Source organism: Candidatus Acidiferrales bacterium (assembly GCA_035515795.1).
Taxonomy (GTDB): Bacteria; Bacteroidota; Ignavibacteria; order Kryptoniales; family JAKASW01; genus JAKASW01.
Window position 1 is genome coordinate 126562 of sequence record DATJAY010000020.1, and the last position, 18064, is coordinate 144625.

Here is an 18064-nt window from a genome sequence, read left to right on the forward strand (position 1 = left end):
CAGAATAGGAAGAAGAGCTCAAAAACAAAAAGGCAGAGAAAAAAGGGAAAGTATTTTTGAAAAGGAGATCCCCGCAATTTCCTCATCGATAGGTGCCAGTAGCACAATTAAGAGCAGGGTCTTTACTTCATCTGGAGTTTATTTCTGCCGGATAAACGCCGAAAATAGAGTAAAATCAAAAAAGACGTTGATGTTAAAGGGGATTTAAAACTAGTTGGATTTGTGAAAACGCTGAATCGCCTTTACGCTGAGTTCGCCGGTTTGAAGTGATTTAATTGCCTTGACTGCCGCCGATGCGGCGGAAAGCGTGGTCGCGAACGAAACCTTGTGCTCGATTGCCGCCCAGCCGATTGCGTATTCGTCGAATCGCGCCTCTTCGCCGAGCGGAGTATTGACGATGAATTGTATTTTCCCGTTCTTTATGTGGTCGACAATATTAGGTCTACCTTCGCTGACCTTGAAGACCTTTTCGTTCTCAATCTTGTTGGAAGTTAAAAATTTCGAAGTTCCCTCGGTGGCGATTATCTTGAATCCAAGATTTTCGAAGTCGCGGGCAATTGCAGCCGTATTTTGGTTTTTGTCGTTGTCGTTGACGCTGAAGAAAACGGTGCCTGATTTCGGGAGGGGATTTCCCGCCGCGGCTTGCGACTTCGCGTAAGCCGCTCCGAAATTCGAATCTATTCCCATAACTTCGCCTGTAGAACGCATCTCCGGTCCCAGGAAAACTTTTACCCTTGCAAACCGGTTGAAAGGGAATACTGCTTCCTTGATGGAGATATGATCGAAATGGTTGTTGGTCGCGTCGAGGTTCATATCCTTCAGCTTTTTCCCGAACATAATCTTTGTCGCGATCTTCGCAAGCGGAAGCCCGATGCTCTTGCTAACGAACGGAACCGTGCGGCTCGCGCGCGGATTGACTTCAAGTATGTAAACTATGTCGTCCTTCATCGCAAACTGGATATTCATCAATCCTACGACCTTCAGTCCCTTGGCAAGCATATTGGTATAATCTTTAATTTCTTTCAGGCATTTGTCGGTGATCATATATGGAGGTATCACCGCTGCGCTGTCTCCCGAATGAATGCCTGCCTCTTCGATGTGTTCCATGATGGCCCCGATCACGACATCGTCTCCATCGGCAACTGCATCGACGTCGAATTCGAACGCATCTTCGAGGAACCTGTCGATCAGGACCGGCTTGTCGGGAGAAACGTCTGCGGCGGTCTGCATATAATGCCTGAGCGATTCTTCATTGTAGCAAATTTCCATCGCGCGCCCGCCGAGAACGTATGACGGTCTCACGAGCACTGGATATTTGATATACGAAGCGACGTCGACGGCTTCGGCGACGGAATATGCAGTCCCGAATTCAGGATGAGGAATCTTAAGCCTTCTAAGAAGCTCGCCGAATCGTTTTCTGTCCTCAGCGATGTCGATACCCTCTGAGCTTGTGCCGAGGAGTTTGACGCCGGCTTCATCCAGGGGCTTTGCAAGTTTGAGCGGAGTCTGCCCGCCGAAGCTTACTATCACGCCTTCCGGTTTTTCTTCCTCGATAACGTTCATCACGTCTTCAAAAGTGAGTGGTTCGAAGTAAAGTTTGTCCGCGGTATCATAGTCGGTCGAAACCGTCTCAGGATTGCAGTTGATCATTATTGCCTCGTAGCCTTCCTCGCGCGCCGCGAGGACGCCATGGACACAGCAGTAATCGAATTCGATCCCCTGCCCGATCCTGTTGGGGCCGCTTCCGAGAATTATTACTTTCTTCCTGCCGCTTCGTACCGCCTCGTTTTCTTCCTGGTATGTGGAGAAATGATAAGGTGTCTCGGCTTCAAACTCCGCAGCACACGTGTCGACCGTTTTGAAGACAGGCCTTACGCCCAATCCATCTCGCAGGTCTCTGATCCTGCTCTCGGATGCTCCGAATATTTCACCGAGCTGTCGGTCTGAATAGCCCAGCTGCTTTGCTCTGAGGAGAATTTCTTTATTTAAAGGCTTCTTCTTCATTTCAGTTTAATCGGCAGATACTCGTGCAATAATTTGCAGCAATAAGGAGAGAAAACAACGAACGACATTTTCACGCCTCGACATAAAAGTTTTCTCTCAACTTGTTTTCGAAATCGACGATTTCTTTGACATTTTTCAGGAACCATGGGTCAATCTTGGTGAGCTCAAAAATTTCTTCGACCGACAGACCCGCTTGGAGGGCATACCTTAGATAAAAAATGTTATCGGGTGTAGTTCTCTTGAGCTGATTGGCAATGACCCTTTTTGCTTCCTGTACCATGGTGTCCTTCAGCTTAGAAAAATCATATTTATCCTTTCCGTCACCGCCGATTCCGAAGCGGCCCTGCTCGAGAGAGCGAAGCGCCTTCTGAAGGGCTTCCTTGAATGTACTTCCGATCGCCATAGCCTCGCCGACCGATTTCATCTGGACGCCGAGCGTGTCATCTGCTCCTTTAAATTTTTCAAAATCCCATCGCGGTATTTTTACGACGACATAATCGATCGAAGGCTCAAAGGATGCCGGAGTCTTTTTTGTAATGTCGTTCGGAATCTCGTCGAGCGTGTAGCCGGCTGCAAGCATAGCAGCAATCTTCGCAATCGGGAATCCCGTGGCTTTCGACGCAAGCGCGCTGGAACGTGAGACTCTCGGATTCATTTCGATGACGACCATTCGACCGTCGACGGGATTGATCGCGAATTGGATATTCGAGCCGCCCGTCTCGACTCCGACGGCGCGAATAACTTTCTTCGCCCAGTCCCGCATTTTCTGGTATTCGCGGTCGGTCAATGTCTGAGCCGGCGCCACCGTGATTGAATCACCGGTGTGAACGCCCATAGAATCAAAATTTTCGATCGAGCAGACGATGACGACGTTGTCTCTCCTGTCACGCATCACCTCAAGCTCAAATTCTTTCCAGCCGATGACCGATTCCTCGACGAGTATTTCGCTGATCGGGCTGACGGAGAGTCCATGCCGCGCCATTTCTCTAAACTCTTCGATGTTGTAGGCGACACCGCCGCCCATTCCGCCAAGCGTGAACGAAGGACGAATAATCGCAGGGAAGCCCACATGATCGACGATATTCATCGCCTGTTCCAAAGTTCGGACGAAGCCGCCGCGCGGCACTTCCAGGCCGGCCGAAGTTACGGTATCTTTGAAAAGTTCTCTGTCTTCCGCTTTGTTGATCGCGCTGAGGTTTGCCCCGATCATCTCCACGCCGTTCTTCCCGAGCGCGCCCGACTCGGCAAGATTGACGGCGATATTCAGCGCTGTTTGTCCGCCCATCGTCGGAAGAAGTGCGTCCGGTTTTTCGATCTCAATGATTTTTCTAACGAACTCTGGTGTGAGAGGCTCGATGTAAGTCACGTCGGCAAGCTCGGGGTCGGTCATAATTGTTGCGGGGTTGCTGTTGACGAGGATGACCTTGTAGCCGAGTTTACGGAGAACCTTGCAAGCCTGTGTGCCGGAATAGTCGAACTCGCAAGCCTGGCCGATAACGATCGGCCCACTTCCGATTATCAGGATGGAATTTATATCTTCGCGCTTAGGCAATACTTCTCATTTGTTTTCGTCTGAAAATTTAATTATAGGAGGAAGTTTAATCAAGGAGAGTGATCAGACAAAAACCTGCGGACCGAGAATCAGATTCTGTTTTGTAATCCTCTCATTTCTTCCAGCCGCGCTCTTGCACCCGGATCTGATTCGAAATGCTTTAAGAGTCTCTCGCAGGGATAGTCGTCACAGAAGGCACAGCTCTCGAGCCGATGTTCGATTGCACATTTTCTGATTTCACATTTTGCGCAGCCAGAAAAAAGCCTGATGCCCGCCCGGCACCCATCGCAATCGGTGATGTCTTGAATTCGGTAGGACATCCCGTACTGTTCCGCACAGATTTTTGCTATCGCGGCTCTCATCAACTGCTGCCTGGGTTTGTCTTCTTCCAGAGTGGCGAGATGAATGGGGCAGGTGTCGCATGACAGCCCGCAATAAGCGACCATCGCATCCATGTTGGCTCCTATTCTCCACAAAATTTACTCGCTTGCGGCGTGAACTGCAACTTCCCAAAATCACACAAGGACTGTTTGTTTTTGGAGAATGCTTTGTTTAAAATATCACGAAACGAAACGAGGGCTGATAGAAATGAAACACTCAGAACCGAAAGAAACCGCCAATCGTCCGGAGACTTCCCCGAGCGCTGACAAGAGCAGACGAGACGCGATGAAGATAATAAGGACTCTCGAAGAGTTCCGTAATCCCGAAAATGTGGCGGGCATGGCTCGATTCGGAATTAGCTCGCAAAATACTCTTGGAGTTCCGATGCCTGTGCTTCGGGATTTAGCTAAGGAAGTTTGCCGCGATCCACTTCTCAATGACAACAATCACGGTCTTGCTCTGGAATTATGGAAAACCGGAGTTCATGAAGCGAGGATTCTCGCCGGTCTAATCGATGATTCTGAACTGGTCACCGAACCACAAATGGAAACCTGGGCAGGCGATTTCGATTCATGGGATGTATGCGATCAGGTGTGCAGCAACTTATTCGACAGAACTGCATTTGCGATCAAGAAGGCGGATCGGTGGGCTAAAAGAGAAGAGGAGTTTGTGAAGAGAGCAGGATTTGTTTTGATGGCTGCACTCGCGGTGCACGACAAGAGCGGCGATGACAAAGTATTTCTGAACTTTCTTCCGATAATAAAGAGGGAGGCGACCGACGAACGGAATTTTGTAAGGAAAGCTGTCAACTGGGCGCTGCGTGGGATAGGGAAGCGAAATAAAATATTGAATAAAGCCGCCGTGAAGACTGCAAAAGAAATCCAGAGGATGGATTCAAAGACCGCAAAATGGATAGCGTCGGACGCGCTGAGAGAGTTGACCAGTACTGCCGTATTGAAAAGACTCACTAAGGTCAAGAGCAAAAAATCAAAGGTCAAGAAAACGTAGTAAGAACGTTGTGATAATCCTGAGGAGAATGCATGGCTGAACTTAGGCAGAATGTCCTGACGAGGGAATGGGTGATTATCAGTCCGGAGAGGGCAAAGCGGCCTGACGAATTTGCGCGGAGAAAAGAAAACGAACAAGCTTTGCCGGATTATGTCTCGACCTGTCCATTCTGTGCCGGGAACGAGCACTTGACTCTCAACGAATTGCTGAGAGCGCCGGACAATGGCGATTGGAAGGTGAGAGTCATACCAAACAAATTTCCGGCCCTCACCAGTCGCGGAGAACGGGTGAGGAGAGTTGAGGGTATCTATCGCTCGATGACCGCAGTTGGATTTCACGAGGTTATCGTGGAACACCGGCTGCACAACAGGACCATAGCGTTGATGACCGACGGGGAAGTGTCCGAGGTTCTGAAAGTCTATCGCCAGAGGTACAACGAGATCAGAAAAGACGGCAGGATTGAAGCAGTCATTTTGTTTAAGAACCATGGCGAAGGCGCAGGCACGTCGGTCTCGCACCCGCATTCGCAGCTTGTGGCTACTCCGATTGTGCCGAGCCAAATCAGATCGAGGATGGATGAGGCGATAAGGTATTTCGACGATATGGGTGAATGCGTGTGCTGCAGGACAGTTAAGGACGAGCTAAATGCGAAAGGACGAATAATTCTTCAGAACAAGAACTTTGTCGCGTTCATTCCTTATGCCGCACTCTCGCCGTTTCACATCTGGATATTTCCTCTAAGGCATGTTTCTTCGTTCCATGAGATAAACGACGACGAAATCAAAGATTTGTCGAAATGCTTAAGGATCGTTCTCGCGAAACTTTATCACGGACTCAACGATCCGGATTTCAACTATTCAATACGCTCAATCCCGACTCGCGATTTGCACTCGGAGTATTTCCATTGGTACCTTACGATCGTGCCTCGTGTGTCGAAGACGGCAGGCTTTGAAATCGGGAGCGGGATGTATGTGAATACATCTGTGCCGGAAGAAAGTGCCGATTTTTTAAGAAAGGTGAACGTTCCTGAGTGACGAAAGGCATCGAATAAAATGATGGAACTGTCCCACATTTAGGGGGCGGTCACTGCGCCACTAAGACCTTCTGAATTTTTTCCAACAGATCAACGCCCGGGAATGGTTTCTGTATAAATTCCTTGGCGCCTGCTTCGAAAATCGCTGCCTTGATGTCCGGCTCGATATAACCGCTCGTGAATATGACCCTTACTTCGGGCGAAATTAATTTTAGTTTTAAGAGAGCCTGTGCGCCATTCATTTTGGGCAAACCCATATCCATTACGACAGCATTTATGTCTCCGCGATGCTCTTCGAATACTTTCACTGCTTCAATTCCATCCTTTGCCAGAAGAGTTCTATACCCGTTACGCTCGATAGTTTCTTTCATATAGTCCTGCACTGCCTCTTCATCTTCCACTATCAGTATCGTCTCTCCATGGCCCCGCTCGATCTCTTTCTCTAAAGCGGAGAGAGGCGCGTTGATTATTTGAATCGGGATGGGGAAATAGAGCGAAAACTCCGTCCCGCGTCCTACCTCACTTCGCACATCTATGAAGCCGTGATGGGCCTTCATGATGCCGTATACTACAGATAAACCTAAACCCGTGCCGTATCCATTTTTCTTTGTAGTGAAGAAAGGTTCGAAAATTCTTCCTATGTCCTCATGGTCGATGCCGACACCGTTGTCCGAGACTTTCGTCACCAAATATTCATCCGAGCTAAGATCCGGGAAGCGTCCTTCGAGAGATTTTCTGTCGATCCTCGACGTGGAGATCGTCAATGTTCCGCCGGACGGCATCGCGTCCCTCGCGTTCACGCAGAGGTTGATCAAGACCTGCTGAAGTTGATTAGGATCTGCGTGAATAGATGGGAGTCTCCGCTCCAGCTGAGCCGTGAAAACGATTTTCTCCGGAAAAGTCTCTTCAAGAAATTCAACGACCTCCTCGACAATGTTGTTTACTTTCACCGACTCGGTTATGGTTTCAACTTTGTGAGCGAATGTGAGGAGCTGTCCGATGGTGTGTGCGCCTCGTCTCGCCGCCTTCGAAATCGCATCTCTGCTTTTCAACAACCTTTCAGTGCCCACTTTTACGGGATCCATGATGGAAATTTGTCCAATGATGATCGAGAGAACGTTGTTCAGATCGTGGGCAATGCCCGACACAAGCGTTCCGATGCTCTCCATTCGCTGTGCTTCGAAAAGCTGTGCTTCAAGCTGTCTTTTGTTTGTTTCGTCTATCAGATAACCGCGTATACATTTTAGGTTCCCGGTGTAGTCTAATTCTGCTGTTGCACTCTCAAGCACGTATATCTTTTTCCCGTCTTTCCTTATAAATTCGGCTTCGCGTCTCTCCAGGTGTTTTCGTTCTTTCATAAGCTCGACGAACTTATCGCGTTCCCGGGAATTAGTGTAAATGCAGGCAACATTTGTTTTCAGCGCCTCCTCTTTCGAAGAGAAGCTGAAGAGCTTTATGAAAGTGTCATTGCAGGAGAGGATCGTGCCGTCAGAAGTGGTGACATAACGCGCTGCAATATCTTCATTGAAAAACCGGCTGTATCTATCTTCGGATTCTTTGAGCGCTTGTCCCGCAAGGACGAGCTCGGTATTGTCAACGACCGTGCCGATGATCGCAGGATGCTTCTCATGCCGTATGACAGAACCGAGGACTTCGACGAACACGCTCGTTCCGTCTTTCTTCAATCCGCAAAATGCGTACCTAATGCCTGGAGATCTTCCCTCGATCCGTTCACGGATGTATCGCGCAGTTAGCTCCCTGTCATCCCGTGCTGTCAAGTCAATCGGGCCGAGTTTGTCTACAATCTCTTCAGCCTCGTATCCGAATATTCGGCAAAAGGCGGAATTGACATAACGGAAAAGATCATCCTGTATGAGGTACGCACCGCTGAGTGAAGACTCAACCAGGAGCCGGAAGCGGTCGTCGGGAGAAATTCTCTCGATGTTTTTCCTGAATAAGGGATGTCTTTTAACAAGCATGCTAATCATAACACAAATGTTCTCACCGTTCGTATATGGAACGGAATAATTATGAGCAATAAGAGCCCGGAGGGAACTGCGGTATTACCAACCACCTCCACACCTCTATATCGGCATTTTTTATCGGAAGATTAACAAGACCGATCTCAGATTAATGCCGAATCAATTATACCTGTCAGTCCAGGTTGAAATCGGTAAGATCCAAAAGGTCCATCCCCCAGACTCCCGCAGATGCTATGCGCCGGGCGATGTTTGAGGCTCTCTCTTTCGCTGCCTCATCGGACGTTGCCGGAACAACGATCGAGAGATCGCCGTTAGATAAAAAGATCGGCTTGAGACGAGTCTTCGACATATCCATACTCATTTGTTTCATTTCGATCACGTCGAAGCTTCGTGATACGATCACCTGCCAATCTCTGACCTCGGTACTCCCACTTCCTTCTTTCTTTTTGTCCTTTTCCAATTGTCGATCTCTAATTAAGTGACACATAAGAGGCGGGCTTTCTATCGAAGATGGCATTGCCCGGCTCTCCCGTATTTGGAGAAACAACTCGAAGAAGAAATCCGGCAGGGAAAATCTTCCGAGAATTTTGTCAATGAACTAACACCTCCCCGCCGAACCTGTTCAATGGAACGCAACATATGTATCAATTTCTACGCCGCAAATTCACGCGAAAATATCTCAGAATCTTCGCCTTACTGGAATTGAGCGGGAACAACGGTACGAACGTGTAACATTTGGTGAAGGAATTTGTTACCTGCACGAAAATGTAACTTAAAGGTAATTGGGCTGATTGGGAAGTTGGGTAATGGCTCAGTTTCAATCCCGTGTCATTCCAGTTCCGCCTCGAGCTGGACAGACTTCAGCCGTAATCCAGTTTTCGTTCTGGATGCCGGCTGAAGCCGCCATGACGATGGTTATCTCGTCCGGAACATTCAAACTGAGCCAGAACTTGCATTCACGAGACCTTAGGGATTACTCCAGCAATGCAAGCAAAGATCAAGCAGTATGTGATCAGTTGGGAAGAATTCTTGAGTTTTGGAACTGGAAGTATGGCGGCGTGATAAAGCTCACTGCTTGAAGTGAGTGACACACTATATATTGAAGATGTCCCACAACAAACCTCTTTACAATTGCGGCAGGAGCCTCATACCTGCCGTTTTTTTGTCAAAATCTTCGTTTGCAAACTGAGCCGATCAAAAGTAAGTTGAGCCAGGACTGGAAGTTGTTTGCACTTTGTTTGAGGAACAGATAAATTTTGCTGAAGACATTCTGCAGTTAGAAAACAATTAACGGATGTTGCCAGCGTGTGTTGGGTGAATCGATGGTAGTGTTCGTTTGTGCGGAATCATATATCACTGGTCAGGAGGAATCTATCGATGAAGGCAGACTTACACGGAGGCATCGCCCGGTTCGTTACTCTAATGGCAATCGTGGCGTCAGCAATGGCGGTGAGTAGCTGCTCACTAATCGGTTTCACGACAGGCATCATACTTGATGGTGAGTCAACTCACGATGTTGAGCTGTCAAGAGTCGACTCACTTAAACCTGGTGTCTGGCTGATGATTATTCTTGATGATTCCACACGGAGGGCCGGACGCCTGGTGGAAGTGAACGGGAGTTTTCGCTATCAATATCCTGCAAGTTACACTGTCGCGCGTCAGAACCTCGTCGATTCAGTTAACCTGCCGCGACTGGGCGCGACTGAAACGATACTGGACACTGCTTCGCATGAGAGGTCTGGAGAATTCATCGGCTTCGACCTAGACCGAGATTTCAAGCCGCTTCTCTTAATAAAATTTCGAGAGTTCGTTAACCCAAGGAGCGTACTGTTCTCGTCGGTGAGAACCATGAAAGACACGACTGGAAATGAAATAGACTTGCACACTGTCGGCCGCTTGATCGGAGAGAAGCGAATACCCGTTGCATCTAAAGGAATAGCCGTATCTGACAGTGTTACTACAAAAAGAATAAATATGTCCGATATCGTTTCGATGGAAATAGATGACCATCCGAAGGAGATCCACATAGCGTCCATCGCGGGGCTTGTTTTTGGGCTGGCAGTGGATCTAGTTTGCTATACATACGTTCTCACCCCATGGTTGAGAAACCAAGTTGGCCTTTGATTTCACTTTTCAAAAAAACTCAGAGAAGACAGAAGTCATTCGGGGATGAGATAGTACACCGGCTGCAAAGTTTCCTGTCCGATCTTTAGAACATCAACCCACTACCCACGGAAAGGGTCAATCCGTTAAAACTTCTTCTTCCACCAACGGGTGTCGCGAAATCTTTCATAATATGGAATTTGACTTCCAGCGTGAACTCCAAATGAGAAGAGACAGCATATTTCAATCCAGCACCAAACCTTCCCGCCAAAGTGAATTCTGATTCTACAGTCTTATGGTAAGTATACGCTGGTTGAACCGATATTTGATAACCCAAATCCGTCCCGAGAGCAAGCGACAAGTACTCCCTCATGGCCGGGACTGATTTGGGACCAGCCACAAAATACCTAAGACCTAACATGAACGGCGAAAGAAAGTTTATCTGATCTTCCAACGGGCTTAACAGGTCCCGCCTTATTCCCTCGAGAATTCCGAGACTCATTGTGGCTGCCAAGTTTTCTTTCACGGGGTATGCAAAAAGGAGCTCGCCACCAAGTGGACTGGAACTCTGTTTGTCCAGGACGGACCACGAAGGCAAGGGCTCACCGCTCATCAGGGGAGCCATCCATAGTCCAACGTTGAATTCAAGAGTGGGCCTGTTCTTTAAATTTTCGTCTTGTCCTCTGGCAATGTTGCATGCCAATAAAACCAATAGAAAAAGAATTGTGGTTTGAAGTAATTTCACAGCATGCTCTCTTCGTCAGAAATTAATACTGCGGACGTTTAAGTGCAATATGTTTCTGATAGGAAAGAATCTTTAGATGATAGTTGCCAAATGATAGAGAATACCTGCTGTTGTTTCACCCTCTGATTTGACGTTGAGTTTTGGGAGACTGCTTACCTTATTTCAGCACCATCGCCGCGCTATTTTCGATAATTCCTTAACTCCTCTCAGAGATTTCCAAATGGCCTCGCATCGTAATAAAGCTCCGTCCGTGCAATCAGGTCATTCTTGAAAGTCATCAGCACTGCGGTCGGACAGATTTTGACCGGCCCGGTAAGGTGCATGTCATAAACCAACGCGACCTGATCGCCTGATGCGAACTTCGCTCGAACGTCGATTCTCTCGACGAGAGGGATAAGCCGTTTGGCTGCCTCAACGACCGCCTCTCGTCCTCTGCTTTCTCCCATCGGTGCAACGAACTGAACGTCTGGGTGCAGATGTCGCGCGATTGCTCCAAGGTCTTTCTTTTCGAAGGCATTATAATAAGCTAACGCTGATTCGATGTTATTAGCATCCATATTTTCCTCCTTGAACCATCTCGTATTAATATGGCAAATTCCCCCTCTATTAGAAAGAGGTTTTCCCCCTGTGCTTGCGAGCCGTTCAACCTCTATCCAAGCACCATGGCTGCCGGGTCTTCGATTAATTCTTTTACTTTGGCCAAGAACTGCACTGACTCGCGTCCGTCGACTATCCTGTGATCATACGTCAACGCGACATACATCATCGGCTTCACAACTATCTGCCCGTTTTCCACAACCGGCCGCTCAGCTATCTTGTGTAAGCCGAGGATTCCAACCTGGGGCGGATTTAGAATCGGCGTGCTCATCAGCGAACCGAAGACTCCGCCGTTCGTTATCGTGAATGTGCCGCCGCGCAGATCTTCTAGAGTGAGTGTACCACTTTGCGATTTTTCAACGAAGTTTTTGATCCCCATTTCAATTTCGGCGAACGACATCGTATCCGCATTCCTTAACACCGGCACGACGAGCCCTTCGTCAGCCGCTACAGCAATCCCGATATCGTAGTAATGTTTGTAAACGATCTCGTCCTCGTCGATCTCCGCGTTCAGCCGCGGAAATTCTTTCAACGCTGCTATCGACGCCTTCACGAAGAATGAAACGATCCCGAGCCCGACGCCATATTTATCTCTGAACACCTCTTTGTATTTCTTTCTCAGATCCATCACGCGGCTCATGTCTATCTCGTTGAACGTGGTCAGCATCGCGGTGGTCTGCTGCGCCTCCAGCATTCGACGTGCAATCGTCTTTCTACGAAGGGACATCTTCACTCGTTCTTCTTGTCCCGTCATTGATGGCTGCGTTGCGGGAATTATAGCCTCACGTTTCCCATTTCCCCCATCTCTTGCTTGTTCTCGCCTTTCTCCTGTTTTTTTTGTCAGTAGAAATGATTCCACATCGTGTTTTGTCACCCTGCCGCTGGTTCCGCTTCCGGCGACTTCGGATAATTTCAAGCCTGTCTCTTCGGCGACGCGTCTTGCTACCGGCGTTGCTCTTTCAAATTCTTTCCCGGAACGGATCCTTTCTGACGCTTCATGTTTCTGATCACTTAGTTCATGACTCTGGCTTTTCACATCCGGTTTCTCGACGGACATTCCTCCCTTCGCTATTTGTTCCCCGATATTATCCGCATCGATTTCTCCGATAACATCCCCGACACGAACGGTCTCTTCTTCGTGTGCCATGACCCTCGTCAGCACGCCTGCACCTTCTGCTGTCACGTCGACGTTGACTTTTTCCGTTTCCAGTTCAACGACGGCATCCCCGAGTTCGACTTTGTCCCCCTCTTTCTTGAGCCAATGGGCAATGCGTGCATCAACGACCGATTCACCGAGCGACGGAACAACGATATTCATCTTATTCCTTTTTATGAATTTTGCAGAGATACTTCTCTCTCTGCAAAGTGTTTATTCGTGGTTTCTCCTTTGAATGCCTGTTCGATAATTTCGTTCTGGTGCATAATGTGTAGTGTTGTAGATCCTTCAGACGGGCTCGCATTTGCCGGTCTGCCGGCGTACCTGATCTGGATCCTGCTTCCGCCCGTTCCGTATCCGGGGAACAAGTCTTTCAATAGCGGCATTATAAAATTCCATGCCCCCATGTTTTGAGGCCCTTCCTGCACCCAGATCAATTCTTTGGCATTTTCATAATTCATCACGAGTGTCTTCAATTCGCCCGCCGGGAAGGGGTACAATTGCTCGATCCGGATTATCGCCGTCTCTTCATTCTGTTGTCTGTATTTGCTGTCGATCAGATCGACGAAAATTTTCCCGCTGCACAGGATCAGCCTGCGTGCAGTTTCATGGAGAGGTTTCGGATCATCGATCACAGGCTGCCATTTTCCCTCGAACAATTCTCTCGGAGTCGATGCGGTCCGCGGATGACGGAGCAAGCCCTTTGGAGTCATCACTACGAGTGGAAGCGGATCGACCTTGAGAAGGAGCGCCTGTCGTCGTAGAAGATGAAAGTATTGCGCTGCAGTTGTGCAGTTTGCAATTCGAACATTCATCTCGGCTGCCAGGGAGAGGAAACGTTCAAGCCGTCCGCTGGAGTGATCCGGACCCTGTCCTTCATAAGCGTGGGGCAGAAGCAAGATCAGCGATGGGGTCTGTCCCCATTTTGCGCGCGCGGAAGTTATGAATTCATCCACCATGGTCTGAGCATTGTTTATGAAATCGCCGTACTGTGCTTCCCATACGACCAGCCTGCCCGGCTCTTGGACGTTGTATCCGTATTCAAAGCCGACTGCCGCACTTTCTGTCAGCGGACTATTGTAGATTTCGAACGATGCGTTCGCCTGCACAAAGGATTGAAGCGGCGAAAATGTTTCCCCGTTCTTCACATCATGGAACGTAATATGCCTGTGGCTGAAGGTACCCCTGTCGGAATCCTGGCCGGTAAACCTGATCGGTATTCCGTCCTCAAGTATCGAAGACAGCGCCAGGATTTCTGCAGTTGCCCAATCGATAGACGCGGCATCCTGGCTGTCGAAAACATGCCTTCGTTTTTCGATGATGCGTTCGAGCTTCGGATGGATTGAAAAATTTTCCGGAAACGACAGGAGTGCCTGATTGAGCTTCTGCAGCTTCTCCGGATTTACATGGGTTTTTGCCATCCGTGCCGCGCCGGAAGGCGGCATTGCCGGCCGCGGCTCGATCAACGCTTTGTCAGGTTCAAGAGAAGTAAGCGCCGACTGAAGTTTGTCAAATTCTTTTCTGACAAATGACTCGACATTTTCCGGTGTGATTGTTTTCCTGCCCGTCAGCTCATCGGCCCACTTTTTTCTCACAGTCGGTGAGTTTTGAATCCGCTCGTACATCAAGGGTTGCGTGAAAGTTGGCTCATCGCTTTCATTGTGTCCATGACGCCGGTAGCCGATGAGATCGATCAAAAAGTCCTTGTGAAATTTTTCCCTGTAAGCGGAGGCAATCCTTACAGATTCGATGCAGCCTTCGGGATCGTCTGCGTTCACGTGAATAATAGGTATCTCGAATCCCTTCGCGGGATCGCTTGCATATCGTGTGCTGCGAGTTTCGTCGGGAGTTGCAGTGTATCCGAGCTGGTTGTTTGTTATGATGTGGATCGTTCCGCCGGTCGAGTACCCATCCAGCCGCGACAGGTTCAGCGTTTCGGCTACGATACCTTGTCCGGGAAATGATGCGTCGCCGTGGATGAGAATCGGAAGGGTTACTTCCGGATTGAATTCCGGTTTCCCGCGATGACTCGAATCGGTCCCCGCGGCGCGGGCCATCCCTTCGATGACAGGATCGATCGCTTCAAGGTGACTGGGATTCGGTGCAAGGAAAATTCCCATCGCATCCGGGGAATTATTTTTCTGAATCTTGAACGCGCCGCGATGGTACCTTACATCGCCCGTCCAATCTAAATCTGCACGAGAGTTTCGGTGTCGCACGGGATCTTTAAATTCCGCAAATATGGCGGAGTACGGCACGTGAAGAATGTGCGCCAATACATTCAGACGTCCCCTATGCGCCATGCCGATTATTATGGATTTTATTTCAGATTTTGCCGCGAGCAACACAAGTTCATCCAGCATAGGCACGAGCATATCGATACCTTCGATTGAAAACCTGAATTTGCCGGGAAACGATCTCTGCAAAAATTGCTCGAATACTTCAGTCTGCGTCAATTGTTCCAGCAGCGTATTCCCATCAACCGGCATCAGAGGCGGTGCAAAGAGTCTTCCTTCTATTGAATCGCGCAGCCAGGTTCTTTCGTCGGTTGCGTGTACGTGCTCGAAGTCGAAACCGATCGTCGACGTGTAGATCTTCATCAGTGTTTCGATTGCTTCAAAAGCATTCCGGGTCCTTAAAACGATCGAGCCTCCGATTAGATCCGGAGGCAAACTTCGCAAGGTTTCATCATCCAATCCGTAGGATTCTTTTTTAAGCGACGGATCTCTTGCAAGAAGCCCGCCCTCCGATAACGGCAAAATTCCGAGTGGGTCGAGATTGGCCGCGAGATGTCCAAACTGACGGATGTTCTGGGCAAGTCGCGCAACCGCCAGCACAGTCTTCCAGCTGCTAAATCTCTGCCGGTCTATGTCCGGGCTTTTCGGTTCTTCCAATTGTGGAGGATGTTCCTCGAAAAGTTTTCTTGTCTCGGTATCCAGGGTATCAGGATCACGGAGAAACTTGTCGTAAAGTTCTAGGACGAATCCTGCATTCGGTCCGTAGAATTCTTTCAACGAATCCATATTTGTCTGCATATCCATTTTTGCATAAATGCGAGGTACACATCCAAACGTATATAAGGTGCGAAAAAATCCCGAAATGCAAGATTCTTCCGGGAAAAACGGAAAATGAGTTGCTATTGTCGGTAGCGACGAGAATTTAAGCGGTGATTTCACCTTTGTTTCATAGTTTCCTGCTAAATTATGTCGCACAAAAATGTTATCGGTATGCAGTTCAAAATATTAGCCGGCTTCTTCCTGGCAGGAAGTTTTCCCCTTTTATGCCCAAACATTTCTTTTGCGCAAACGAAATTTTTTACTCTAGACGATTATCTCGGCGCGGCGTTGAAGATGAGTCCATTGATCGCCTCATCGAAGCTTGAAAGAAACTCCGCCGTTTATGCGCGCGAGGGAGTGAGCCGCGGTTTTCTTCCACAAATCGGGATTAATTCTCAATTTATTCTTGCACCGTCGGCCGGTTATGATCCTGCCGTCACCAACGGCGGCCAGCTTGGTGCTCAGCTCGGGGCAAGTTACGTCCTGTATAACGGCGGATTGAAAAATCTTCAGATACAAAAAGGAGACTTGGGAATTATCCAGGGAACTGCGAATCTGAAAAAGACTCAGGCAGATGTTCTTTACAGCACGGCGGTGGCATTCGCCGGGGCGGTCAAAGAGAAAAGAGAGCTCGATGTGCTGGGACAGAATGTCGATCTTTTGAAGGATTACTTAACGCTTGTAAGAGAACTTCATGCAAGTGGACAGGGAAGCGAGAGCGACGTGCTGAATACTTCCGTCGAATTCGAGAATGCGAAGATCGAGGCAGATGCGATGGCAGGATCTTATAGGAATGCCTTGCTTGATCTTTCACAATCCTCAGGGGTCCCGTCCGATGAAGCTGCCGACGTCGACACCACGCTCACGGTCGTCAGGGTGGACACCGTGTTCCACGATACAAACAATGTCGATCTTGCGGCTGCTTTGCTTGAAAAGCAGGGTGCGGATTTTGACGCCGAGATGGTTGTCAGCCAGGCGAGACCGTCCGTCTCGCTTGAAGCTGATGCTGGTGCTCTGACATCTCTCCCGAATTTGCAGCGAGGGCTTGCGAATGTTCTTGGCGCTGAAGTTGGCATCAGTTTCACTTTGCCGATCATCACCTACGGGTACTACGATGACCAGTATGCGTCCGCACATTTGAAAGCAGGAAGTATATCGGCGCAGAATGAATTTCTAAGGAGTTCCTTGACGGCACAATTTGCCCAGGCAAGGAACAATTATAGGCAGGCAAACAAGGAATTAGAATTGCTGGAATCAAACCTGTCGACCGCCGAAAAGAATTTTGCACTGGCGAAGGCAAAATACGCCGGTGGAGGCGGTTCCAGTCTGGAAGTCCTCAACGCAATTCAACTGATCAATCAAATCGAAATGTCGATGGAAGAAACGAGGAACACAATCGTGTTGAGTGCTTTCAAGATGCAAAGACTCAATTATAGCGGAACAATTTCAAATGGAGAGTAAGTTGGTTTGGAGAATAGTTTTATTCATTGCCGTATCGTTCCTGTTTGCCGCGTGTTCAAAGGAAAGTAACGACGATACCGACGTCAAGCCGCGTGCGATCGTTAAAGTTGCCTCCGCCTATCTCGGCGACATGGATGCCATGATAAGCACTACGGGTTCATTCGAAGTTCTCCGCGACGAGAAAATAAAATCTACTATAGCCGGGAAAGTGGAAAAAGTGGTTGTGCTCGAAGGGGACGTCGTTCAGAAAGGGGCGATTGTCGCGACCATAGTCTCCCAGGAGTCTTACGCTGCGATTGCAGGCGCAACTCAGCTTTTGAATCAGGCGACTACGGAAGCGGAGAAGAAGCAAGCCGAAGAGGCGCTGCACCTTGCGGAAACGACAGCAGCGTCCGCGAAAATCTCTGCGCCATTTTCAGGTGCCGTCATACATAGGTTCGTGGCGGAAGGTGAACTCGTCTCGCAGGGAACCGATCTCGTCGAAATCATCGATCCTTCCACGGAATATTTCGTCGCTGTCGTTCCGATAAATTATCTTTCGTCGATCAGGACGGGACAGGCTGCTCTTGTCACGATTCCGGGGATGACTATACCGCCGTTGCACGGGACCGTTCAGGCGATCAACCCGGCAACGGATCCGAACAGCCAGAGCATTCAAGTGAGAATAAATCTTCGTTCGATTCCCTCGAAGGTCGCCGCAGGCACGTTCGGAAATGTCCGTATCAAAATCGGCGAGCACAGATCGGCAGTCCTCGTTCCTAAAGGGGCAGTGTACCATGACGATGAGCGCAATCTGTATTTCGTGTGGCGAGTTCAGGGTGATTCTCTTGCACTGATGACTCAGGTGGATGTCGGTCTTTCCGACTCGTCGCGCTTTGAAATCACTTCGGGTATCAAAGCTGGTGATGTTGTCGCTATTGCCGGCGGATATGGACTTCCGGATTCAACCGATGTCACCGTGTCTGCGAACTAGGGAAATATCAACC

Annotated in this window: 14 protein-coding genes; 6 read left to right on the forward strand and 8 right to left on the reverse strand. The window is 48.9% G+C overall.

Annotation, left to right across the window (positions count from 1 at the left end; all coding sequences use genetic code 11):
- Positions 1-210: 210 nt before the first annotated feature.
- A complete protein-coding gene (carB, locus tag VLX91_09450) occupies positions 211-2004 on the reverse strand; it encodes a carbamoyl-phosphate synthase large subunit (protein ID HUI30429.1) in 1794 nt (597 codons plus the stop codon).
- A 70-nt stretch (positions 2005-2074) separates the two neighbouring features.
- Entirely contained in the window at positions 2075-3556 is a 1482-nt protein-coding gene (carB, locus tag VLX91_09455) for a carbamoyl-phosphate synthase large subunit (protein HUI30430.1), read from the reverse strand.
- Positions 3557-4144: 588 nt separating this feature from the next.
- On the opposite strand from carB (VLX91_09455), the gene VLX91_09460 reads away from it, so the two are divergent.
- Both VLX91_09460 and galT read left to right on the forward strand, forming a co-directional pair.
- Positions 4145-4945, forward strand: a complete 801-nt coding sequence (locus tag VLX91_09460; GenBank protein ID HUI30431.1) for a DNA alkylation repair protein — start codon at positions 4145-4147, stop codon at positions 4943-4945.
- 32 nt (positions 4946-4977) lie between these two features.
- Positions 4978-5979, forward strand: a complete 1002-nt coding sequence (gene galT, locus VLX91_09465) for a galactose-1-phosphate uridylyltransferase (GenBank protein HUI30432.1) — start codon at positions 4978-4980, stop codon at positions 5977-5979.
- Between the two features lie 49 nt (positions 5980-6028).
- Here the strand turns inward: galT and VLX91_09470 are convergent, their stop codons facing one another.
- Both VLX91_09470 and VLX91_09475 read right to left on the reverse strand, forming a co-directional pair.
- Positions 6029-7957 carry a PAS domain S-box protein gene (locus tag VLX91_09470; GenBank protein ID HUI30433.1) on the reverse strand — a complete coding sequence of 643 codons (1929 nt, stop codon included), beginning with the start codon at positions 7955-7957 and terminating at the stop codon, positions 6029-6031.
- Between the two features lie 175 nt (positions 7958-8132).
- Positions 8133-8420 (reverse strand): hypothetical protein, encoded by a 288-nt coding sequence (locus VLX91_09475; protein ID HUI30434.1) that lies wholly within the window; start codon positions 8418-8420, stop codon positions 8133-8135.
- Between the two features lie 346 nt (positions 8421-8766).
- Here VLX91_09475 and VLX91_09480 point away from each other — a divergent pair, with 346 nt between their 5' ends.
- Together VLX91_09480 and VLX91_09485 are read left to right on the forward strand one after the other, a co-directional pair.
- On the forward strand, positions 8767-9039 hold the full coding sequence (locus VLX91_09480; protein ID HUI30435.1) for a hypothetical protein: 273 nt from the start codon (positions 8767-8769) through the stop codon (positions 9037-9039).
- A 298-nt stretch (positions 9040-9337) separates the two neighbouring features.
- Positions 9338-10084 carry a hypothetical protein gene (locus VLX91_09485; GenBank protein ID HUI30436.1) on the forward strand — a complete coding sequence of 249 codons (747 nt, stop codon included), beginning with the start codon at positions 9338-9340 and terminating at the stop codon, positions 10082-10084.
- Positions 10085-10169: 85 nt separating this feature from the next.
- Here VLX91_09485 and VLX91_09490 read toward each other — a convergent pair whose 3' ends face one another.
- The 4 genes from VLX91_09490 to VLX91_09505 all read right to left on the reverse strand — a co-directional run bounded on the left by VLX91_09490 (position 10170) and on the right by VLX91_09505 (position 15596).
- The gene (locus VLX91_09490) at positions 10170-10808 is read right to left on the reverse strand and encodes a hypothetical protein (protein ID HUI30437.1); all 639 of its coding nucleotides are present in this window, start codon (positions 10806-10808) and stop codon (positions 10170-10172) included.
- A 206-nt stretch (positions 10809-11014) separates the two neighbouring features.
- The gene (locus VLX91_09495) at positions 11015-11365 is read right to left on the reverse strand and encodes a nuclear transport factor 2 family protein (GenBank protein ID HUI30438.1); all 351 of its coding nucleotides are present in this window, start codon (positions 11363-11365) and stop codon (positions 11015-11017) included.
- Between the two features lie 92 nt (positions 11366-11457).
- Positions 11458-12723 carry a 2-oxoglutarate dehydrogenase complex dihydrolipoyllysine-residue succinyltransferase gene (gene odhB / locus VLX91_09500; GenBank protein ID HUI30439.1) on the reverse strand — a complete coding sequence of 422 codons (1266 nt, stop codon included), beginning with the start codon at positions 12721-12723 and terminating at the stop codon, positions 11458-11460.
- An 11-nt stretch (positions 12724-12734) separates the two neighbouring features.
- On the reverse strand, positions 12735-15596 hold the full coding sequence (locus tag VLX91_09505; GenBank protein HUI30440.1) for a 2-oxoglutarate dehydrogenase E1 component: 2862 nt from the start codon (positions 15594-15596) through the stop codon (positions 12735-12737).
- Positions 15597-15788: 192 nt separating this feature from the next.
- Here VLX91_09505 and VLX91_09510 point away from each other — a divergent pair, with 192 nt between their 5' ends.
- Entirely contained in the window at positions 15789-17078 is a 1290-nt protein-coding gene (locus VLX91_09510; protein HUI30441.1) for a TolC family protein, read from the forward strand.
- Positions 17068-18051, forward strand: coding sequence for an efflux RND transporter periplasmic adaptor subunit (locus tag VLX91_09515; GenBank protein ID HUI30442.1), 984 nt, complete (start codon positions 17068-17070; stop codon positions 18049-18051). The genes VLX91_09510 and VLX91_09515 overlap by 11 nt, the downstream gene beginning before the upstream one ends.
- Positions 18052-18064 lie beyond the last annotated feature (13 nt).

What these genes read in the sequence shown, in the direction of transcription:
- carB (HUI30429.1), bottom strand. Translation starts at nt 2,004, where the DNA reads ATGAAGAAGAAGCCTTTAAATAAAGAAATTCTCCTCAGAGCAAAGCAG.
- VLX91_09460 (HUI30431.1), top strand. Translation starts at nt 4,145, where the DNA reads ATGAAACACTCAGAACCGAAAGAAACCGCCAATCGTCCGGAGACTTCC.
- galT (HUI30432.1), top strand. Translation starts at nt 4,978, where the DNA reads ATGGCTGAACTTAGGCAGAATGTCCTGACGAGGGAATGGGTGATTATC.
- VLX91_09470 (HUI30433.1), bottom strand. Translation starts at nt 7,957, where the DNA reads ATGCTTGTTAAAAGACATCCCTTATTCAGGAAAAACATCGAGAGAATT.
- VLX91_09480 (HUI30435.1), top strand. Translation starts at nt 8,767, where the DNA reads ATGGCTCAGTTTCAATCCCGTGTCATTCCAGTTCCGCCTCGAGCTGGA.
- VLX91_09485 (HUI30436.1), top strand. Translation starts at nt 9,338, where the DNA reads ATGAAGGCAGACTTACACGGAGGCATCGCCCGGTTCGTTACTCTAATG.
- VLX91_09495 (HUI30438.1), bottom strand. Translation starts at nt 11,365, where the DNA reads ATGGATGCTAATAACATCGAATCAGCGTTAGCTTATTATAATGCCTTC.
- odhB (HUI30439.1), bottom strand. Translation starts at nt 12,723, where the DNA reads ATGAATATCGTTGTTCCGTCGCTCGGTGAATCGGTCGTTGATGCACGC.
- VLX91_09505 (HUI30440.1), bottom strand. Translation starts at nt 15,596, where the DNA reads ATGCAGACAAATATGGATTCGTTGAAAGAATTCTACGGACCGAATGCA.
- VLX91_09510 (HUI30441.1), top strand. Translation starts at nt 15,789, where the DNA reads ATGCAGTTCAAAATATTAGCCGGCTTCTTCCTGGCAGGAAGTTTTCCC.
- VLX91_09515 (HUI30442.1), top strand. Translation starts at nt 17,068, where the DNA reads ATGGAGAGTAAGTTGGTTTGGAGAATAGTTTTATTCATTGCCGTATCG.